The organism is Vibrio sp. 10N.247.310.98 (assembly GCF_041467395.1).
GTDB classification, from domain to species: domain Bacteria; phylum Pseudomonadota; class Gammaproteobacteria; order Enterobacterales; family Vibrionaceae; genus Vibrio; species Vibrio crassostreae_C.
Genome location: NZ_JBFSUL010000083.1, coordinates 1 through 18,180, shown reverse-complemented (window position 1 = coordinate 18,180; position 18,180 = coordinate 1). Strand labels below are relative to the sequence as shown.

The following is an 18,180-nucleotide window of genomic DNA, read 5'->3' as shown; positions in this document are numbered from 1 at the left end:
GATGATTCAGATGGTCAGGGCTCCGGTTCAGATTCAGACGATGATTCAGATGGTCAGGGCTCCGGTTCAGATGCAGACGATGATTCAGATGGTCAGGGCTCCGGTTCAGATTCAGATGATGACTCAGATGGTCAGGACTCCGGTTCAGCTGGTCAGGGCGCTTCTCAAGGCTCTTCAACCCGTAACCCACTCAGTGATGAAGATTTTCAGCGCTTGGGTGAAGCATTGGCCGATCTTCATGAGCTTATCGATCAAGCGATCAATAAACATGCTTCAGTGAATCCGGCATCCTATGAGGACATTTGTAACTATAACGTCACGCCAGAGCTAAATGGGCGAATGTTATCAATGCCAATCCAAAGCAGTATCAACTCTGGTGCTCGTGCGATTAAACGTATTATCGAATCGCAGATGTGGGCTAAAGAGGCTGTACCCATCATGTACGATGAATCTGGTAGTGATTTTGACTGTGATTTACTTGCGGGTGTAACTGCTGGTAACAGTCGAATCTTCTATACAGAGGATATCGTTGAGACTCATAAATCTTCATTCGTTATTGCGATTGATATTTCTGGCTCAATGGCTGTGCCTGTTACAAATGAGTTTGGAGATCGAACTGGCTACTGTCGATTAGACATTGCCCAGAAAGCCGCCTTATCGGTTGCAGCTGCACTTGAAGAGTTGGATGTACCAGTATCAGTCTTGTATTTCAATACGATGGCTTATGTTGGAAAGTCATTCAATGAACCTTTGATGCAATGCTATCCGCGAATCGGTATTGACTCTAGTGATGGTACTGAAACCAATAAGGCTGTCTTAGCTGCTCGTCAAGAGTTTACAAAGCTCGATTTGGCAAGCAGAAAGCAATTACTTGTTGTTACCGATGGGTGTCCAGCTGATACACATGCTGTCGAAAGTCAGGTAGAGCAATGTAAAGCCGAAGGGATTGATGTTGCGTCAATCAATATTTGCGAATCAAGGTACGGAGGCATTCCAAATTATCAAGTGATACGTGATGCTGATGACCTTCCCGCTGTGTTGGATGACATGATTCAACAGAACTTGTTGTCATCGATTGAAATTAGTTAAACGTAACAGTGACGCTCTTCGGAGCGTCCCTTTTAGGAGGTCAAAATGAGCAATTACAGAAGATCAAAAATCCAAGATGTACATGCGTTAGTGATGCGTCATGGTGGCTGGTCCTCAGTGTTCAAATGTTACGGTGAACTAACTGAGGCGATGCGAAAGTCTTCAAATGGTGTTTCTAAAGCTGTACCAGATCCATTCACTGGCAAAGGCAAAACTGTCTTTCGCTTGTACAAAGATTGGAACGAGTCTGGTGGCGGTTATTACAATGGTAAGGGTCGTATTGGTGATGGTATTGATATGGTCGCTTGGCTTGAAAATTGTAATAAATCGAAGGCGATGGACATTATCTTAGATATTTTGGGGGAGTCTACAGACAACATTTCTCAACGAGAAGTGAAAGCCGTAGCCGCTCAAAAAGAAGAGAAAGCTGTTCTTAGTCCTGCAGATATAAGCAAACGCCTATGGATTTTGCAAAAGGTTGAACATGAGGCATTTGCTGTCACTGAATCTGAAATAGGTATGAACTATCTAATATCTCGCGGATTAGGTGACATTCAAATACCTTGCAACGTTGGGTTTCACTCACAACTTAAAATGTGGGACTCACAAAGCAACGAAGTGTATTTACCAGGCATTGTTTTATACATTCAAAATTTGAAAGGTGAGGCGATTGCTTTTCATCGAATTTTTTTGAATGACGATGGCTCAGATAAATCACCGTTGCTTGATAACCCTAAGATGCAAATGTCACCAATAGAGGATCCTCGCGGTGCATCAATACAGTTTGGTATGCCTTTAATCTGCAAAGATGAAATGGGTAATACACGAATTGTGTTAGGTGTTGGAGAAGGTCCTGAAACATGTTTGGCTTGCCAGCATGCTGAGAGTATTCCTGTTTGGTCAGGTATCTCTTCTACCTTGATGGAGCTGATCGATATTCCTTTCGAAGTAACCGATTTGGTTATTTTTAAAGACAAAGATCGCCTTACACAAGGAAAAGACATGCCGGAAGGCGACAGAGCTGCCATCTCTTTGAAGGAACGTGTAGAGAAAAATATGAATCACTGCAAAGTGACCATTGCATCTCCACCGAGTCCCATCAAGGAATTGGCAAAATCACAAGATTGGCTTGATGAATGGTGTGATTCTGGATATCAGAATTTCATCGGATACTTAGCCAAAAACAAGCTGACACCGGTTGGTTTTCTCGATAGAGAATTTAACGATGTTGCTTAAATACGCATTAGCCTTCCTTCGGGGAGGCTTTTTGCTTTTAGGTCGCTCAAGGATTGGTCTAAACGCAAAAAGCTCAAGACAATGCACGGTTGCTGTATAACGATATAAATAAAATCACTGAAGGAGAACCTTATGGTCACTGGGTCTTGGTACACGGTTGATGGTAAAAACATTGAAGGGCTGTCCGAGCTAAAGTTCTCTGATATGGCCAATGCACTGAGTGAAGTTGAGGCTGCCTATGAATGCATCGTCCTTGAAGAGTCAGAGCGGTTAGGGTGGAGCTTATTGCAAGTGAAAGCCGTTGTGCCAATTAAGGATGGCACAGTAAAACGAAAATCAACCTTAAGGTTACTACTCAGCCATTAGGTCACTAGAACACAAGTACTTCGTAAACACGGAAAATACCGCCAGTAATTGCCAAAAGTACGATGAAATTCATGTTAACTGTAATTGATTTACCCGAGAAATTTATCACTTTATTAAAGTGATTATTCCTCATCCAGTTAGGATGCTGTTGCAATATCCTCTTGTCTTATGACATGTCCCCATTGACTTTAATACCCAAGTCACAAAAACCTACCCATAGGGAACAGTTCGTACCCTATTACCATAGGTTGCGTTTGTTCCTTTATTCCTTGGAGGAATTACCATGCGCAACTCTATCATTGATGCAGCTTTAGCAAACTATACGTCTTCTATGACCCGCTATATCTGTAACGATAACCCGTTGGACCTACAAATCTCGCAATGCGCTGTTCGTTGGATTAACGCCTCTCTTGAGCTTACTGGCCGTGAACATTTCCGAACTACATCAAATGGATTATTAGATGTGCCATTTCTTTTAGATTCTAAATACCACGATAACTTCGCTACAGATTGCTGGTTTCTGGCTGAGACTTTATTTGTCCCGACTACTGAAACAATCAAGCAATCGCTTAAACCTGGTGACGTCATCAAGATGATTCACATGAACGATATTGACCCAATTGATGCAGGAGAACTTGGTCAAATCAAGCGTATCGACGACATGGGAACATTGCATATGCAATGGGACAACGGTCGTTCTCTTGGTATTTGCATGCCTGCTGGAGATTTATTCGAGGTTTATTATGCGAGTTAACAACACACCCATTCCAACTGATTCTTGTACGGCGCTTGTCGCACTAGAAAGAGCTGGATACAAAGTAAATTCTGAATGCCGAAATGGTTACTGTGGCGCTTGTCGTCTCAAAGCTACTGGCACTCCTACTTACTTAAATGACCCTATTGGATATAAGCAAGACGGTGAAATACTTGTTTGTTGCGTTGATTCGCAATCAGACATTGACATCGAACTACCTTAATTACCCATAACCCCAACAAACTCAACGTCAATCAAAGACATTGAACTTGTATCCCCAATTCCTATGGAGGAAACCCTTATGTCATATGAAATCATCTATGAGAAATTTGCTACGTTCTGTCCTGCAGATGTAGTAAGTCAACAAAAGAAAGATTTCCTACTCAAACATTTCAATATCAATTGTTCAACTATGAGCGATTACGATATCGATGCCGAACTTTTCAGACGGTTCAAGATCATCTCAACGGATAACTTGTACATGCTTCAACTCTTAATTGGTCCGTCCAATTGTGTTGATACAGAGTCAGGAAAGCGCACCCGAGATTGGATGTATTGCGGTGTCGACACTGAGTATTCACTATTCCAAAAATACGGATGTGAATGGTGCCGAAGTGTTGAAAGTGGCGATTTAAAGCCTAATGGTCGATGGGCAACCCCTGAAGGCTGGCTTAAATCATTACGATTGGCATTCAAGCAAGCAGTGAGTTATGAGGCTATGCCTTATTGTCATTCCATGTCTTTTTGGATCGTCAAACCTACAACCTGGGAAGATCAGTACAAACTCAAGCAGTTTGAATCGATTGTATCCAGCTTTGGTGCTGACATCATGGAAAGAAGTTGGTTTGGTACTCGCAAGTTATATTGCTCATTTAGCCCTGAGTCGATGTTTGAAATGTACCTGTTTCAAGAACTATCGATTCGTTTTTTTGGCAAACGTGCATTCAGCACGACTAGCCCGAGTCTAGGTCTAGTCAAGCAAAGAGCTATATAGCTCAACCCCTTACATCTTACCCATTAGCAGGGACTTTCTTCCCTGTGGGAAGTTGTCCCTTCAAAACCTTAATAGTTCTTGGAGGAACTGAATATGATCACTTCAGATATGCTTTTAACTGCAGCAAAACCCTTCGGATTACCAATCGTTGCGATTGATGATATTGAAGCTGATGCGCGTAGTTTGAATCGTACTCGCCGTGATAACCCAACCACCCAATTTCTCTGGGTTGTAAAGCCTTGTGGCAGTGTCTTGTTTCCAATTGGAAAAGGCGTGAATCCACACTTCGTTTTGAAGCAAGTCATCAAGCGTTCTTGATAAAAAATGACGATATCTTTCCGATTGAAACCGAAGAAGCCGAACAGCTTTCGTGCAAACTTCCTTTCGATGTGACGGGTATTCGATATCAAGAAACACTGGTACGCAAAGTCACTCAATTACTGAGCCATGCTTGCGTGCATTCTTCTGCTCTTGCGGAATGTAGCTTAGATGAAAACTCTAGCTGGAAGTCATGGCAACGTTGGTTCGAAGATCTAAATCATCCAGTCATGGCTGCGTTTATGTCTCTTTGTATTCAGCGTTCGATTGAACTGACGGAGGCAAACTGATGAATCGCAAAACTTTAGATATTCAACGTCCATGTCGTCGAATACACGATGGTCACAGCTTTATGATTGCTCAACGTGTTCTGCGTTTGCCTGATGAAGACTCTGGCCTGTCTCATTCAATTGTTCGATTCGAAAACAGTCGTGTTGGTTTTGGAAGCTTAAAGCTAAAAAGACGAACGGCAATTCGAATCACCAACAAAGAGAATGGTCAATGGATAATCCGATATTGCATGGGGAATGGCGGCAAGATTAAAGGGCTGAACAAGGAATATATTGCTATCGATTACGATGGTGTAAATGAACTTGGTGTGACCTTTAATAAAGACGTTCGTTTGTCTGTGAATACAGCTGACTGGTGGGACATTACAAGATGGTTTTGGACGTTCCCAGATCTCAATGTAAAGCTTTCCTTTCGGTTAGGTTTGATTGGATTTCTTTTAGGGATAATCAGTTTAGCTGACTTAATTGCGAAGCTATTTATAGCTTAACCCCCTGTGGGTCCGATACCCATTAGGGCGGTCCCCTCATTTCAAGAGGTATACCATGAATGAACTAACACCTACATCGCAAGATGTTGAAGCCCCTCGATCCGTTTTGGAGTTTCTAGACAACTTAACAGCATCGAAATACTTCTATCTTGAGGCCGCTGGCGCGTACCTTAGTGAAGTTATTGATTCTGAATTGCTCGATGATAAAGCCAAGTTGCTCGAATTCATTGAAGACAATAAGTGTGAAGCCGTTGAAGACATCAGCGCAGAGTTGGTTGAAAAGATGATTTCTGACCGTGCAGATACATTGCACAGTTCAGCGTTATACATCTTGAAATCATTTCTCGGCACTGTGCCTAAAACTGAGGTTGAAGCTCTTCAAGATGGCGCTGTTGCTGATATTTGGTATGACGCTTCGGACCACGGAGACACTAGCGCCGCAGCAGTCATCAAAAATACGCAAGATGCCATGAGCATTATTGCTGACTTCTTAACGAAGTAACCAATCTTAAAGGAATCTTCCTTTTACTCCCTTTGGGGCATACGTCCCGTAGGGGAGTTGTGTGCCTCATAGGTTAACCACCTTATGCAGAGGAACACATTATGGGCTTTTTTTCTTTCAAAACCGCTGACACAAAACAGTCAATCTTTAATACGTGTACTGAGAAGTGTCGTCCAGTGTACATGCTCCAACCAAACAACGAAGACCCAATATATGAACCGGCTTATGAAGGTTATGGTGTTTTCGGAGGTGTTGATGCTTATACATGGTTAGCGAAACATAATTTGCCAACGACAGTCACGAACTCATACGACGACGATGAGCTCCGAACTCTGGGGATAAAATTGGCCTTTGGCTTAGACTCTTTTGAATACGATAACCATCTATTCATTAAAGAGAATGAGTTGGATGTGCTAAGACAGGTGAACCCTGCACTGCTTGAACGCGAGTTTACCCAATTCCAAGCTTTTTCCGATTTCATTATCGTGAACGGCGAGGAAATTAGACCAAACGATCTCCCATCGCATTTGAGAACTGACCTGCAATTAGCACCAGTTAAATACCCATTAAAATTCAGTTTCAGAAAAGGTAAGCAATACAGTGATTACCCTGCTTCTGAGAGCTGTCCATATCAAGGTTACTTCATTTAACCCCAAACCTTGATACAACCCACCACTACCCGTGAGGGATCTTCCCTCATAGGGATAGATCCCTCAAAATTGGAGGAATCTATCGTGGAATCAACCTATTTAGATGATACCGACCATATCTTAATTAAAGCGTTATCCAAAGAAGATATGCCGATAAATGAAATTGCCAAAAAGTTTGAAGTACCAATTGCCAATATCGCGATGTCACTAGACACCTGCCATTTTGCAATTACTGACAACATTTTGCGTAAAAACTCTCAGCTAGGAAAAATGAAATTGACTGCCATTGGTATTGAAAAACGATGTACCTTATGCAATCACTTTTTTCCGCTCACTAAAGAATTTTGGCACGTCAAGCGCACCACTAAACATGGCCAGCGTGAGATGGGAACCTGCAAAAGTTGTGAAGCTGAAAAAAAGCGTCGTCAAGAACTCGATGGCCGCTTAAAAGACTTAGGAGGTAAAATGTGTTTCTCGACACGTTACCTGAATAAGTAGCTGCATACCTTGTAGTTAAGATGAAAAGTCACCCGATCGGGTGGCTTTTCATCCACCATTTCCATCCGCTTTGACACATCCAGCCATATCTCTTCACCCTAAATTTCAATTTCTTTGAAATACTTCCTAAATCCGCATTCGTATGTTGCATAACCGTTTTAACCGACTATCAAGAACTTAAATGGGTTAGCGCACATGAATAAACAGGACACGATCAACCAAGCACTGAATATCATCACCAGTTGGAACCTTGACGACAGCCATTCCAAATCCTTCTCTGATTTTGTCTTCTATTGGGCCTTTGCGCATACTAATCAGCACAAAGTGACTACAAGGTTAGATTCTAAAGAATCAGTACAAGATGGGGTGGTAGAGCTTGCACAGTTGTTAAGCAATGCAATGCTTAATGGGTACAGTGATCCAATCGGGGACATTCTGATTGAGTTAGGTGTGAATACAAAGACGAAACGAATGAACAATCATCAAGATGACGATTTTTTAGAGCAAATGATGGGGCTCAATGATAACGAGGTCTATGAACCATTTTGCGGTACTGGTGCGTTAACTATGGAGCTCATGCAGGCATATTGTGAAAAGCATACAGAACGTAGCAATCCTCTCGATCATTACACTTATTATCTCGAAGAGGTTAAGCCTCTCAACTGTGCAGCCGCAGTGATTCAAATCTTTCATAAGCTCGAATACCTATCTACCAAATTTGGTTCTGCCATCATTCCAGGCAACCTCAAAATCATCAATATCGATCCGATAACACGACAAGAGGGGACCCAACACTACATCGCCAGTAAGATGTCGGATGCTGAACAAATTGAACACAACCTGAACTCGCTGCCTAACACTCAACCGACGATACACTAGGGGGCATTTATGATAGTAAGTTTGAGTGCAGTTAAAGCATTCACCTTTCATGCTTGATTTTCCCGTTCAAGTGGCGTGAGCGAGTTTGCCATTTTGGTTTAGCAGTGTTCTGAGAAGGCTTTGCCCCTTAATGAGATACAGTCCAAAGTTGAAACAGTAATGTTGAGGTCACTTTGATATTCAAAAGTATTGAGCAGCTAAAGAAAAGGGCAAAGCCAACTTATTCACACCTTTCAGTGAGCATAAGTTTTGTTTTAAGAAACGCAAGTTTGATGTCATCAGTTTTGGTGAACTTGAACTTACCATCAGTAGAAGCGTCGAACCTTTCAAAATAGTATTCGAGTAGCGGATCATACCTACCACTGTGAACCCAAGTGTAGAACTTTCCGAGTTCGTATCGTAATTCTTTATTAAGGCCAGATCTTAATCTCAGTACACTAATGGTTGCTAGGTCAACGATGTTCATTTCTTGTAGATTCGTCTTAATCTCTTCAATCAGAGGTAGGAGGGATTCTTTATACTTATCAGCTAATGGTACAAGGTCAGCGTCAGTTACTTCCGCTTCAAAAATCATAATGAGGTCATCAATCTCTCCATTATAGTATTCGTTATCTAATCTTTTTTCTGACTCAGTGCGAAGAACATAGAGTTGTTCTAAAGGATCAGGTTTAGTCTCAATTTTTTCTTTTGAAAGTTTGTGTTGGTACTCAACAAACAGCGTTTCAATCCTATCAGCGATAACATCTAGGTACTCATATCGTATCTTGAGAAATTCGAACAGCTCATTGATATTCAGGTTTAACGTTAAGTCCTCTTTGCCCACATCTCGACTGTACAAATGAACACTCAGGTCGCCAGTGTTGAAACTGCTTGTAAATGGCCAACTTGCGAATCGCTTTGAATTCTCTTGATTAAGATTTACTGGGTGAGCACCGAAACACGCCCTGATAGTTTTAAAGTAATTATTGTCATCTTCATTAGGGAAGAGGCGAGCTTTGAAGCATTTCTTTTCACCATGAAACGGATCTTTATTGTCATTCATAAACACTCGATGGAGTTGTTTGATTGACTCGAAAATGAGGTCTATTGAAGAGATAAGAGAGTAGACCTGCATACATCTACTATCTATATTCTTGTCAAACTCAGGTGCATTTTCTAAGTGCCTAACAGAAACAGTGATCCAATCCATAGCAGAGCAAACGAGGTTAAAAAGGTTCTTACCGCCTTTATCTTTGTAGATTTGATACACAAAGCTAGAGTTTGAGTTCACTAACTCCCTAAAATCCGTGATTTTATCATCACTAACAACGCTTCTCATTCACCAGTTCCTTTTCTAACTAACTGAAAATATTATAAAGAATGGCAATTATGATAGTGATAGTTCTTGAGCTCTTCAAATATATTATCTTTCGACACACATCATAGATTGATATTGGTTGAGTTTTATATTTGATGACCGCAACATAGACGAAATTCAATCGCGAAAAATTCCCAATATAAGGAATTAGCTAATGATTGATAAGGAGATTAAGTGCAAGTATCAGAACTAAAAACAGTGGCCACCCTGGTCCGGAAAGTGATTAAGAAGGTCGTTTCAGAGTCAACCTATGTTGATGTTGAGCTTCAAAGGTTTCCTTCAGGTTCGTGTGAGGTATCTAGTGTAATTTTGGGACTCTATTTGAGAGAAAAATATGCTGTTAACGTTGTACAGTCAGTCGGCAAACGTCCATCTCCGGAATGCGAGTACAGTGAAAATAACCATGTTTGGTTAACGGTGAATGAAACTATTGTTGTCGACATCACTGCTGATCAGTTTGACGATTGTTTGGAGAAAGTATTTGTTGGTCGCGATAGCGCTTTTCATGACACATTCGAAGTTTATGATACAAGACCGGTAGATATTAGTTACTTACTGAGACGCGGTTCAGAGGGATATGGACATATATATAAGGAAGTAGTTACTCGAATGGCAAACTAGTTCACCTAGTCGCCAGCTTATTCGATTGGTTGAGTTTAGTTAACAAGGTGACTTTTAAGTGCTTTATATTTTTCGATGGAGGGGGTACTCATAGATAAATTTGATGTTGAGCTACTTGGTTGGGACGATAGTCTGGAAAGTTGTTTAGACATGTTTTCAGGGCTTTATGGATATCACATTGACCCTAGTACCCACAAAAAACCTAATGAATGTATTAAGTATGAAGAATTCCTTAAAAGTTCAAATGTTTTGAATCAATGGCAAGAGAGTATGGCCAGTAACGGTGATACCCCGATATTTAAACTATTTCAGAGAAACTATAGAGGTTTCAATGTCGATGATTTCATTAATTTAGATATGGAAATACAGGAGAAAGGTCTTTCATTAGCCAAAGGTCAGATTTTGTTTCGCGGTGTCTGTTCTGAAAATGAAAATGATGACTGGACCAAACCTGTGTCTACAACTTTGTCTCCTTACATCGCGATTTACCACGCATTGAAAAATGGTTATACGAAGCCCATAAAAATATGTGTAATCGAGGTTCCAGTTGATACAAATGTAAAGGCTATTATAGGTCCATTTGGTGACAATGTTGAATTTGGGCAAGAGTATGAAGTTTTAGTCAATTTTAAGCACCGCCCGAAAGTTCATGAAGAGATAACTAGAGGCAATGTGACGTTCCAGTCGTTACGTTGATTGAGTCTATGCATTGATCTTTATGGTCAGTATTGGATTCTGGTAGTACCTAGACACACGCTTTGGGACGTAGAAAAGTTTCAAACTTATTGTCCAGCGATAATAGTCATCAATCTTCATGAGAACTATATCGATTTGAATAGGTAATGATTGAAACCCACGGTCACGATGTACGAGTGCGCTATCTGCAATGGTTAGAAAGCACGCGTACTCAAAACAAGCAAAATAAGCTGACTAATTGGAAACAGTCACTGATTACTTTGCCATAGTACAAGGGCAAACTGAGTAACACACTGTCCAATGGGCAGCGAGGAAATTCCTCTAACTCACCTGGTTATTACGCCATCTGAAATGTAATCAGTCTTTTGACTGCCCCTAATAACTCTCTCTGAGTTACCAACGTTCCCATACAAATCTTGTTTACACACCAAATAGTCCCATGAATAACTGGAGTCCAGATATGAATGTACTTAACTTCCTTGGTTTTGATTGCTGCATTGCTAAACGTCATTACGCTAACGGTGTAATTGCGCTTGAGCTGATTGCTGCTGAAACCGATGACAACATTAACAACGACACCTTTCCCGGTGAACGAATTTGTGTTGCAACAACCTGTGTTAGTAATGCCAACCTACTGACAAATGAAACCTGCATCAAAAACTACAGTGAAAACACTGGAATTGAAGATGTTCTTGTCGAGGCTGGAATTATTAAATTAATTGGAAAATCATGCAGAACTGGCTACGTCAGTGTGCCAATTGTCGAAGTTTTGATTTAGTGATTTTCTCTCATTGTTGACCATTGAATAAATGGAGATACCACATGACTACTTTCGAACAACTGTCAGCTTTAGTAGACATCGAGATCAGTCTTATTAAATCTGTCAGACGCATTAAATTGCTCAATAGACCACCATCAAATTTACTCACTGATACCTATCAATCATTCAATGATTTGAAAGCTAAAAGTACCCAAATAGATAGTTACGCAGGCGACTGCATCATTGCTCGTATAGACCATCTTTTTCAAGATGACGTTATACAACCCCTTCTCAAGAAGTAACCCATCGCCCGGAGTTTGTAACCCAACAAACACCAACGGATAGATCCCATCTAAACCCCAATAAACCTAACCCAACACGGGACATATTAGCTAACCCGTGTGGTGGCCTAGTACGTCTCGAATTCCAGTTCTTGGAGGAGCTAACTCATGCCACGAAATATCCCAATAAGTAAGTTTGCTGACTTTATCTTGTTCTACAAGATAAACGGCAAGGTGAAGAAGAAAATGTTTGAAGATACAGAAGCAGGAAATGTGTATCGCTACGCTAGGTCATTCCCGCAAGGAATCGCTTGGAAAATTAGACAACTACCCTCACAGCAACAGGTGTGATTATGAATATTGAAATGACAGAAAAAGCCATGGCAGAACCGGTCGCAATGCATCTAGAAGGTGCTGATGTAGCCGTCGTTGTGGAATATTTTTTAGGTCGCCTAGTTAACGAGATCCCCGAAGAGAATCTTGAGGTGGTCCTTAAATCATGCAGTTCAGAAATCGATATTCATTCTAAAAAATGACATCTGCACTTACTAAACCCCATGTGCTTACGCACGAAATATACCGAGGAATTACTATGTCTTTCACAACAAAACCAGCAAATTTGAATTGTAACCTAATGAGCAAATTTGCACTCACTTGCATCATTGGCTTGTCATCTTCCACTGTAATTGCAGATTGTCAATTTGGTGCAGAGACGATCCCTGTTGGTGAACAACTTACGATTCGTGATGAATTCTTAGTCGAGGAAAGTTACCAGCATTACCTCAACCAAGGTTACACGACTCAACAGAGCAAAGAGTTCGCAATGTCCAGTGATTGGACCGTTGTTGCACTTGAATGCACTCGTCAATTCGTACCTAACCCTAATTTCACTCCTGAAACAGCTGAACATGCCGGTTCCCAATTTATTTACGTTGGCGACGTGCTGGTGGCTGGTCAGTTTCAACGTACTTTTTTACCTGTCGTGATGGGTTTGGAAGTAAAGAAAGAGGAGCGTTCTCATGTTCAATAAAGTGATAGATGCTGAGTGGGTTATGATTATAACTCTCTTACCCCATGTAAGTTTAGTACTGCCTTTCATGAGTACTTGTGCTTACGACGTCACGATAATCATTTTGATTACGATACGAGCAAACACGGGTTACTTACACCGACCAGAAACTACTCAATTGAGTTCTTAATGGCTGCGTCTCATTCATTTGTCGAATTTGGGGATACGTTAATCATTCCACTGCGTGCTTCGAATGAAAACATACAAGAAACGATGTCAATTAAGTTTGTCCCATTCCTGACTGATGAATTGGCCAAGCCCCTATGGTCTAAGTATGCGAAACATCAATCCATAAGGACTATCGGAAGATTTGCTGAATCAATGCAGTCTAACAAAAGCTATGTTTGGTCATGGATGAAACTTCAAGCTTCGGAATCTGTAGCGAATGAAACAGCCCCAACTCAAACAAACAGCTTAGAAGATGATCTAAAGGCGCTCTTATTTGAGTTCCGAGAAGATGAACAAAACAAAAAACTTCGTCGAAATACCAGTTTGGCTATCGACAAAGGTTATTTTGAAGGGTGCGAATGTACTTTGGCTTACGTGCAGTCCAACCTCATCAGGTTGTTACGTAGTCATGGTATTCGAGTACCAGAACAATTTTAACTAAAACAAAAATTGCTCCCATTGGGAGCAATTTTTTTCATCTTCCATCTGTTACTGGTTCAAACTCAACCATGTCACCGCAGATGTCCCCCAGCGTGTACTCTTTTGTGTTTTATATTCTTTTACTCCACTTCCAATTCGATAGAGCAAGATCGCTTGGTCTTCAATATTTGATAGCTTATTACTCAAATCGCCATCACCAAACTGTGTGATAACTTGATTGATGAAGTCGTTCAGTGCATCTGATTTCTGATTGATGTTGATGGCCACTATGTCACCTTCACTGAGTGTCGCAAGGTGTTCGTCCAAATCGGAATCGCGCCAAGTGGAAGGGTCAGCAAAACCATAACTATGATACTCAGCATTGGCACTCTTTCTGAGAAAGACTTGCAAGTTGCCAGTTGGTGCTTTCAACCGGTCCATCTCCAATGTTCGATCACATCGATTTGAATCGGCGTCTGAGCAAGTTCTCTGAACGACGTATCGCCAATCATGAGGTGAGTCGATCCAAGGGAATTCAATGCTAAAGTTCGCTATTTCTGCATCCGGAGTAAAATAGAAAATGGGTAAAGCTGTCCCTGTTTTATCAAGGTTGACCGTGATAGATACCGTATCACCTGGTGCGGCAATCTTATCACCAACCATCATGTCATGGGTGTTACTGGCATCAGCGGTGATTAAAGCCTCATGTGGGCCTTCCACTAAATTTCCTTCACCACTTTCAAGTGCTGGAATGGTGACTAGTGTGTGAGGCGTATTGTCCAAATTAAGCAGCTGCACATCAGAGGTGATAATTTCGAAGTTTTGGTTCAAGTAGTCATTGTTTGTCGAGGGTATAACCTGAATATCGAATGTCCCTGCATTGTACGTCTTGAGTCCATCGCTTGTTTCGAAGGTGATGTCGTGATGCATGCCAAGATCATCGTCAGTTGGATTCATTTCAATGACACCCAACTCATTTAATCGCATGAAGTTAGGCTTATTGATTATATTCACGACCGGTTTACCGTCAGTCCTTGTTGATTTAATTTGGGTGAAGACATTCTTTATTTGACCAGACACAAGGTGTGGAGGCAAGGTGAAGGAAGTGCCGCTTGATCGTACATTTACATCGACATTGCCGTCAGTAAACAAGTTCGATTCGTCAGTCACTCTGTATTTAAATGTCTGAATGCCATCATGGTCAGGTGATGGGGTATAAGTAAAGGTACACGGGGGAGTCATCGTCACAGTACCATAATAAGGCTGTTGGCTTACCATGCAGCTGTGGCTATCCGTTGTGTTCCTATCCGTCCATGTGCCAGTTACCGTAAAAGGCACACCTTGAGAGATATCCCCTGTTTTGTGTTCAGCTATAGGTGGATATAGTTGCTGAATGGAATTGTAACGCACCTTCCCTTGTGACCAGTTAAAAAAGCCGAAGTATCCCGGAGCTACGGTCAGGTTATTGACATCAAATATTGTCGCGCCATCTAACTTGGTCACAATCCTATTGGGAAACAGCTGCATTTCAAATTGATAGGGCTGGCCGTGCATCCACTCTACGTTTCGTTTTTTGCCTAAGATTGTATTTTTGCCTTGTTCGACATCATGAACCGTCCACCCATAATCGCTCATCTGATCTAGGGTGCCATCGAAGTAAATCAAGCTGAAACCACTGTCTGCAGAGGTCGGTAGCTTTTTCCAAGAGAACAGGTAAAAGCCACCAGCAGTAGGATCGCCGTAAATGAAACCGATATAGTCATCATCACCGGCTCCTGTATCAACCTGTATGATCCCTTTGAAGGTTCGATACTCATACTTGTTGGCACTCATAAACGCGGTAGGCGCACCATTAATGCTTTGATACACGCTTTGACCATCTGCACTTACCGCCCAGTTTCCCGAAGCCGCTGCGCCGTACTGCTTCCAAGTGTGGAGGTTTACTCGGTCAGATTCCGCGTGTGCAACACCGACAGTCATCAGTAAGTGTATGACCATGCCAGAAAGGATGTTCCTTGGATTGAATTTCATGGCTTGTTCCTCTTATCAATGAATCGGTGAACCCGCGCTTTCGCTGACATCATCCTCAAGTTCGGTTTGCAAACGAGCCAGAGAAAACTCACAAATATCAATTAAATCTGCATCATCATTAAATTTCGCGACCGATAAAATGCTGCTTATGAGCAATTGGCGCAAATGCAGGGGCGTATCATCGGTGACACCTAAAACCTTTAATGCCGCCACTAACCGGACAGCACTATTGGTTTCTGTGTTGGTCGAAGTCGTATTTGTAATCATCATTTACTCCAGTTTTCTTTTGCTGCGAACGCTGTGGGAAACGTGCGTATTCGGGGCTGTGCCATGGCACTAAACCGCAGAAAATTTCAATGCCAACCCAAAATCACGGGTTTAGATTGGCTACGTAAGCTGAGGATATCTCAGTGTCGAACCAAGAAATTCAAATAAGCAGGGCTATATCAGCGATTAAATTGATACGACTATGAGATTGGCGTGACGTTTACCGAGCTGTCGGTCCCTGAAACGATGCTTTGTCAATTAAGGTGCGATATTGGCTTCGCTAATTTCTAAAAGGAGAGAATGGGGCGTGTATAAATGAACTGAACCAATCAGTCAGCATAAATAAGGTACATTATGAACAACAACATGAAGAACTTTAACTTTAGAATTACGTGCATTGGTTTGATACTAATGCTGTGTTGCGGTCTGTCATTTTTTTTCCAAGCCGCAGTAAATGGCTACCCACTATTTGAATTCATTGCCGAAGTAGCTTTACGAAACAATCTTCCGCAAGATGTTAAAAATCTCGCGATGCTTCAATTACTTCCAACTGTCGGTGGCATATTGTTAGCTATCGGTGGTACGAAAAAGATGATCGCTGAGAAAAAGACTGCCGAATCGTCTGACGTCGAAGAGCAAGCATAAGTTAAGTGGTTAGGGACCTCATAAACCGCATTATGAGGTCTTGCTTATCCAAAATTCACCATCGCAAGGACCGACGAAAGGAATGGCTTCACCACTGTTTAGGTACGAGTCTTCGCGTGATTCTCTTGGAGAGACAACGCAATGGTAAGTAATTGGAGATAAGCTAATAAAGAAACCAAGTTTCATAGGTCTAGATTGTCGATCCCAATATACTCGGCTGCGATATTGGTGACCTGTTTGTCTCCTATACACTATATCTTCGCGACCAAAGTAGTTCACTAACTCTTGCGTGCATACTTTTAAAGAGAGTGTTACTGGAGCTAACGAAACGGTAGCGGTACTGAACCCAAGGTCAATTAAATCCTTTCGCATGTCGTTATAGTTTTGAATGTCGCGTTCCGGTGTATCGCTATATTTACCTCGTACTAAGCTCACTTCGTCAGAGCTCGTGATTAGATTCGAAGAGTGCGCAACGTTTTTGTAAACACCGATACGCGTAGCATCAACTAAAAAAATAGGTTCACGAGAGCATCTTTTTTCCGAAAGTGTCAAAGATTGATGAAGGTCGTAAATTTCTTTGGCTTGTTTCTGAAGTTTATTGAACAGGCTTTGATCGCCATTAACGTGACCTATCCAGCGAATATGTTGAGGTTTGGTCAGACGAAGGTGACCCGACTCGGTAAATTCTTCAGTGTATTTTGGATAGCAATGTGAACCAAAGGACTCAACTTCATTTGTGGAAGAGAGTACATCGTCGAAGAACTGCTCTTCTAATTTGAAGAAGCGTACCCAATCAGCGTTGCGGTTTGTCATTCTGGAAGACTCTTAGATAACGTATTATGTTATTGTATACAATTATTGGTTAAATACAAAATGGGCCTTGTATGACGAATAAATTGCCAGTAGCGCATCAAGAATGCGTCGAGGAAAAGGCGTTAGGCACTTAAAGGAGCTCAACTCATGCAAGAACTATGGTTATTGGTGATCTTCTATATCACATTTGGGTTTTGGGTTTTGGGTTGGATGCGGCACCGCTCCCGCAATTCTCGTATGGATTAAGAACCCACACGAAAGTTCTTTGTGGAAGATTTGGGCTGTCACGTACAGTTTGGCGCAAGGGCCAATTGGGTTGCTTTCCATCAAAAACTGGAATATGGACTAAAGGTTATGCGTATGTCTATTGGAAGCGGTTATAAGAGGCTTACAGTCGCCTTTACTCTCTTAGTCGTCATGAAGTATGTCGAACCTGTTTCTTCACTTTTAAATGTCACCCCAAACTCTCTAGCCGATATTTCACTATTTCTATGCGCGGTATGTGTGCTCTCTATTTGGATACAGAGAAAGTTAGTTAACGACCGTATCTAACATCATCCGGTGACACTTTTTCCGCGATGTCTAAAAGTATAGCGACTACCGTTCTTTGAACATCTTGCTTTTGCTCTTCAAGAGTAGAGCCAAATAAACTGATCTTTCTATCGATACCCGTTGCGATGGCATAGCCAGCTGATGGGTAGAGCACGATATTAAACGCGTCACTAATTTTAAGTTCGTGAGTGCCGTCATCCAAATTTGTCCATGAAATCATATCTCTCTCCTGTGCGCTAAGTGCATTGAAGTTCAAACAATAGCATCATCCAAAGTGGGTACACGGTAGTTTTGAGGGATATGTGAGAGAGTAATAAAGATTCATACTGAGTATTAAAGTATCATACTAAAATGGCAGCGATCGCAGTCGATACGCTGCCATTTGTGATTACCGAGGGAGGTTGACGGTCTAATTACCGAAGGACTCTGTCACAGT

At 41.6% G+C, this 18,180-nt stretch carries 28 protein-coding genes; 23 read left to right on the top strand and 5 right to left on the bottom strand.

All coding sequences use genetic code 11. The annotated features are described in order from the left end of the window. The 13 genes from AB6E78_RS21570 to AB6E78_RS21510 all read left to right on the top strand — a co-directional run. On the top strand, positions 1 to 1,089 hold a 1,089-nt coding region (locus tag AB6E78_RS21570; protein WP_372153788.1), incomplete at its 5' end, for a hypothetical protein. Between the two features lie 45 nt (positions 1,090 to 1,134). Then, complete coding sequence (locus AB6E78_RS21565; RefSeq protein WP_102424207.1) at positions 1,135 to 2,325, top strand: toprim domain-containing protein; 1,191 nt, start codon at positions 1,135 to 1,137, stop codon at positions 2,323 to 2,325. A gap of 132 nt (positions 2,326 to 2,457) precedes the next feature. After that, entirely contained in the window at positions 2,458 to 2,691 is a 234-nt protein-coding gene (locus AB6E78_RS21560; protein WP_136987181.1) for a hypothetical protein, read from the top strand. 283 nt (positions 2,692 to 2,974) lie between these two features. Continuing rightward, positions 2,975 to 3,445 (top strand): DUF4314 domain-containing protein, encoded by a 471-nt coding sequence (locus AB6E78_RS21555; RefSeq protein ID WP_372050587.1) that lies wholly within the window; start codon positions 2,975 to 2,977, stop codon positions 3,443 to 3,445. After that, on the top strand, positions 3,435 to 3,668 hold the full coding sequence (locus AB6E78_RS21550; protein WP_081231380.1) for a 2Fe-2S iron-sulfur cluster-binding protein: 234 nt from the start codon (positions 3,435 to 3,437) through the stop codon (positions 3,666 to 3,668). The genes AB6E78_RS21555 and AB6E78_RS21550 overlap by 11 nt, the downstream gene beginning before the upstream one ends. Before the next feature lie 78 nt (positions 3,669 to 3,746). Further along, on the top strand, positions 3,747 to 4,439 hold the full coding sequence (locus AB6E78_RS21545; RefSeq protein ID WP_136987179.1) for a hypothetical protein: 693 nt from the start codon (positions 3,747 to 3,749) through the stop codon (positions 4,437 to 4,439). Between the two features lie 93 nt (positions 4,440 to 4,532). Further along, positions 4,533 to 4,757 (top strand): hypothetical protein, encoded by a 225-nt coding sequence (locus tag AB6E78_RS21540; RefSeq protein ID WP_372128888.1) that lies wholly within the window; start codon positions 4,533 to 4,535, stop codon positions 4,755 to 4,757. Beyond that, positions 4,754 to 5,047, top strand: coding sequence for a hypothetical protein (locus AB6E78_RS21535; RefSeq protein WP_372128890.1), 294 nt, complete (start codon positions 4,754 to 4,756; stop codon positions 5,045 to 5,047). The genes AB6E78_RS21540 and AB6E78_RS21535 overlap by 4 nt, the downstream gene beginning before the upstream one ends. Next, entirely contained in the window at positions 5,047 to 5,535 is a 489-nt protein-coding gene (locus AB6E78_RS21530) for a hypothetical protein (RefSeq protein WP_081231383.1), read from the top strand. The genes AB6E78_RS21535 and AB6E78_RS21530 overlap by 1 nt, the downstream gene beginning before the upstream one ends. 55 nt (positions 5,536 to 5,590) lie before the next feature. Next, positions 5,591 to 6,037: a hypothetical protein gene (locus AB6E78_RS21525; RefSeq protein WP_081231384.1), complete on the top strand. Its 447-nt coding sequence runs from the start codon at positions 5,591 to 5,593 to the stop codon at positions 6,035 to 6,037. 101 nt (positions 6,038 to 6,138) lie between these two features. Then, a complete protein-coding gene (locus AB6E78_RS21520; protein ID WP_154724110.1) occupies positions 6,139 to 6,687 on the top strand; it encodes a hypothetical protein in 549 nt (182 codons plus the stop codon). 84 nt (positions 6,688 to 6,771) lie between these two features. Further along, on the top strand, positions 6,772 to 7,185 hold the full coding sequence (locus AB6E78_RS21515) for a hypothetical protein (protein WP_081231386.1): 414 nt from the start codon (positions 6,772 to 6,774) through the stop codon (positions 7,183 to 7,185). A 195-nt stretch (positions 7,186 to 7,380) separates the two neighbouring features. Beyond that, positions 7,381 to 8,064 (top strand): hypothetical protein, encoded by a 684-nt coding sequence (locus tag AB6E78_RS21510; protein ID WP_154723916.1) that lies wholly within the window; start codon positions 7,381 to 7,383, stop codon positions 8,062 to 8,064. 220 nt (positions 8,065 to 8,284) lie between these two features. Here AB6E78_RS21510 and AB6E78_RS21505 read toward each other — a convergent pair whose 3' ends face one another. Beyond that, positions 8,285 to 9,382, bottom strand: a complete 1,098-nt coding sequence (locus AB6E78_RS21505) for a hypothetical protein (RefSeq protein WP_154723915.1) — start codon at positions 9,380 to 9,382, stop codon at positions 8,285 to 8,287. Positions 9,383 to 9,595: 213 nt separating this feature from the next. Here AB6E78_RS21505 and AB6E78_RS21500 point away from each other — a divergent pair, with 213 nt between their 5' ends. The 9 genes from AB6E78_RS21500 (at position 9,596) to AB6E78_RS21460 (ending at position 13,454) form a co-directional block, all read left to right on the top strand. Beyond that, a complete protein-coding gene (locus AB6E78_RS21500) occupies positions 9,596 to 10,042 on the top strand; it encodes a hypothetical protein (RefSeq protein WP_154723914.1) in 447 nt (148 codons plus the stop codon). A gap of 150 nt (positions 10,043 to 10,192) precedes the next feature. Continuing rightward, positions 10,193 to 10,738: a hypothetical protein gene (locus AB6E78_RS21495; protein WP_372050591.1), complete on the top strand. Its 546-nt coding sequence runs from the start codon at positions 10,193 to 10,195 to the stop codon at positions 10,736 to 10,738. Between the two features lie 146 nt (positions 10,739 to 10,884). After that, on the top strand, positions 10,885 to 11,007 hold the full coding sequence (locus AB6E78_RS21490) for a hypothetical protein (RefSeq protein WP_268811469.1): 123 nt from the start codon (positions 10,885 to 10,887) through the stop codon (positions 11,005 to 11,007). 191 nt (positions 11,008 to 11,198) lie between these two features. Continuing rightward, positions 11,199 to 11,516, top strand: coding sequence for a hypothetical protein (locus AB6E78_RS21485; RefSeq protein ID WP_154723912.1), 318 nt, complete (start codon positions 11,199 to 11,201; stop codon positions 11,514 to 11,516). Between the two features lie 44 nt (positions 11,517 to 11,560). Then, complete coding sequence (locus AB6E78_RS21480) at positions 11,561 to 11,800, top strand: hypothetical protein (protein WP_154723911.1); 240 nt, start codon at positions 11,561 to 11,563, stop codon at positions 11,798 to 11,800. 147 nt (positions 11,801 to 11,947) lie between these two features. Next, positions 11,948 to 12,130, top strand: coding sequence for a hypothetical protein (locus tag AB6E78_RS21475; RefSeq protein ID WP_136987171.1), 183 nt, complete (start codon positions 11,948 to 11,950; stop codon positions 12,128 to 12,130). A 2-nt stretch (positions 12,131 to 12,132) separates the two neighbouring features. Further along, positions 12,133 to 12,315, top strand: a complete 183-nt coding sequence (locus tag AB6E78_RS21470; protein ID WP_102423482.1) for a hypothetical protein — start codon at positions 12,133 to 12,135, stop codon at positions 12,313 to 12,315. Between the two features lie 56 nt (positions 12,316 to 12,371). Further along, on the top strand, positions 12,372 to 12,809 hold the full coding sequence (locus AB6E78_RS21465; RefSeq protein ID WP_102305814.1) for a hypothetical protein: 438 nt from the start codon (positions 12,372 to 12,374) through the stop codon (positions 12,807 to 12,809). Positions 12,810 to 12,977: 168 nt separating this feature from the next. Further along, positions 12,978 to 13,454 carry a hypothetical protein gene (locus tag AB6E78_RS21460; RefSeq protein ID WP_154723910.1) on the top strand — a complete coding sequence of 159 codons (477 nt, stop codon included), beginning with the start codon at positions 12,978 to 12,980 and terminating at the stop codon, positions 13,452 to 13,454. Positions 13,455 to 13,505: 51 nt separating this feature from the next. On the opposite strand, the gene AB6E78_RS21455 is transcribed toward AB6E78_RS21460, so the two are convergent. Then, the gene (locus AB6E78_RS21455; RefSeq protein ID WP_154723909.1) at positions 13,506 to 15,467 is read right to left on the bottom strand and encodes an Ig-like domain-containing protein; all 1,962 of its coding nucleotides are present in this window, start codon (positions 15,465 to 15,467) and stop codon (positions 13,506 to 13,508) included. Between the two features lie 15 nt (positions 15,468 to 15,482). Continuing rightward, a complete protein-coding gene (locus tag AB6E78_RS21450) occupies positions 15,483 to 15,734 on the bottom strand; it encodes a hypothetical protein (protein WP_154723908.1) in 252 nt (83 codons plus the stop codon). A 354-nt stretch (positions 15,735 to 16,088) separates the two neighbouring features. Here AB6E78_RS21450 and AB6E78_RS21445 point away from each other — a divergent pair, with 354 nt between their 5' ends. Further along, the gene (locus tag AB6E78_RS21445; protein WP_136987166.1) at positions 16,089 to 16,379 is read left to right on the top strand and encodes a hypothetical protein; all 291 of its coding nucleotides are present in this window, start codon (positions 16,089 to 16,091) and stop codon (positions 16,377 to 16,379) included. Positions 16,380 to 16,409: 30 nt separating this feature from the next. On the opposite strand, the gene AB6E78_RS21440 is transcribed toward AB6E78_RS21445, so the two are convergent. Both AB6E78_RS21440 and AB6E78_RS21435 read right to left on the bottom strand, forming a co-directional pair. Then, positions 16,410 to 17,192: a hypothetical protein gene (locus tag AB6E78_RS21440; RefSeq protein ID WP_154723907.1), complete on the bottom strand. Its 783-nt coding sequence runs from the start codon at positions 17,190 to 17,192 to the stop codon at positions 16,410 to 16,412. Between the two features lie 535 nt (positions 17,193 to 17,727). Beyond that, entirely contained in the window at positions 17,728 to 17,964 is a 237-nt protein-coding gene (locus AB6E78_RS21435; RefSeq protein WP_136987164.1) for a hypothetical protein, read from the bottom strand. Between the last annotated feature and the right edge of the window lie 216 nt (positions 17,965 to 18,180).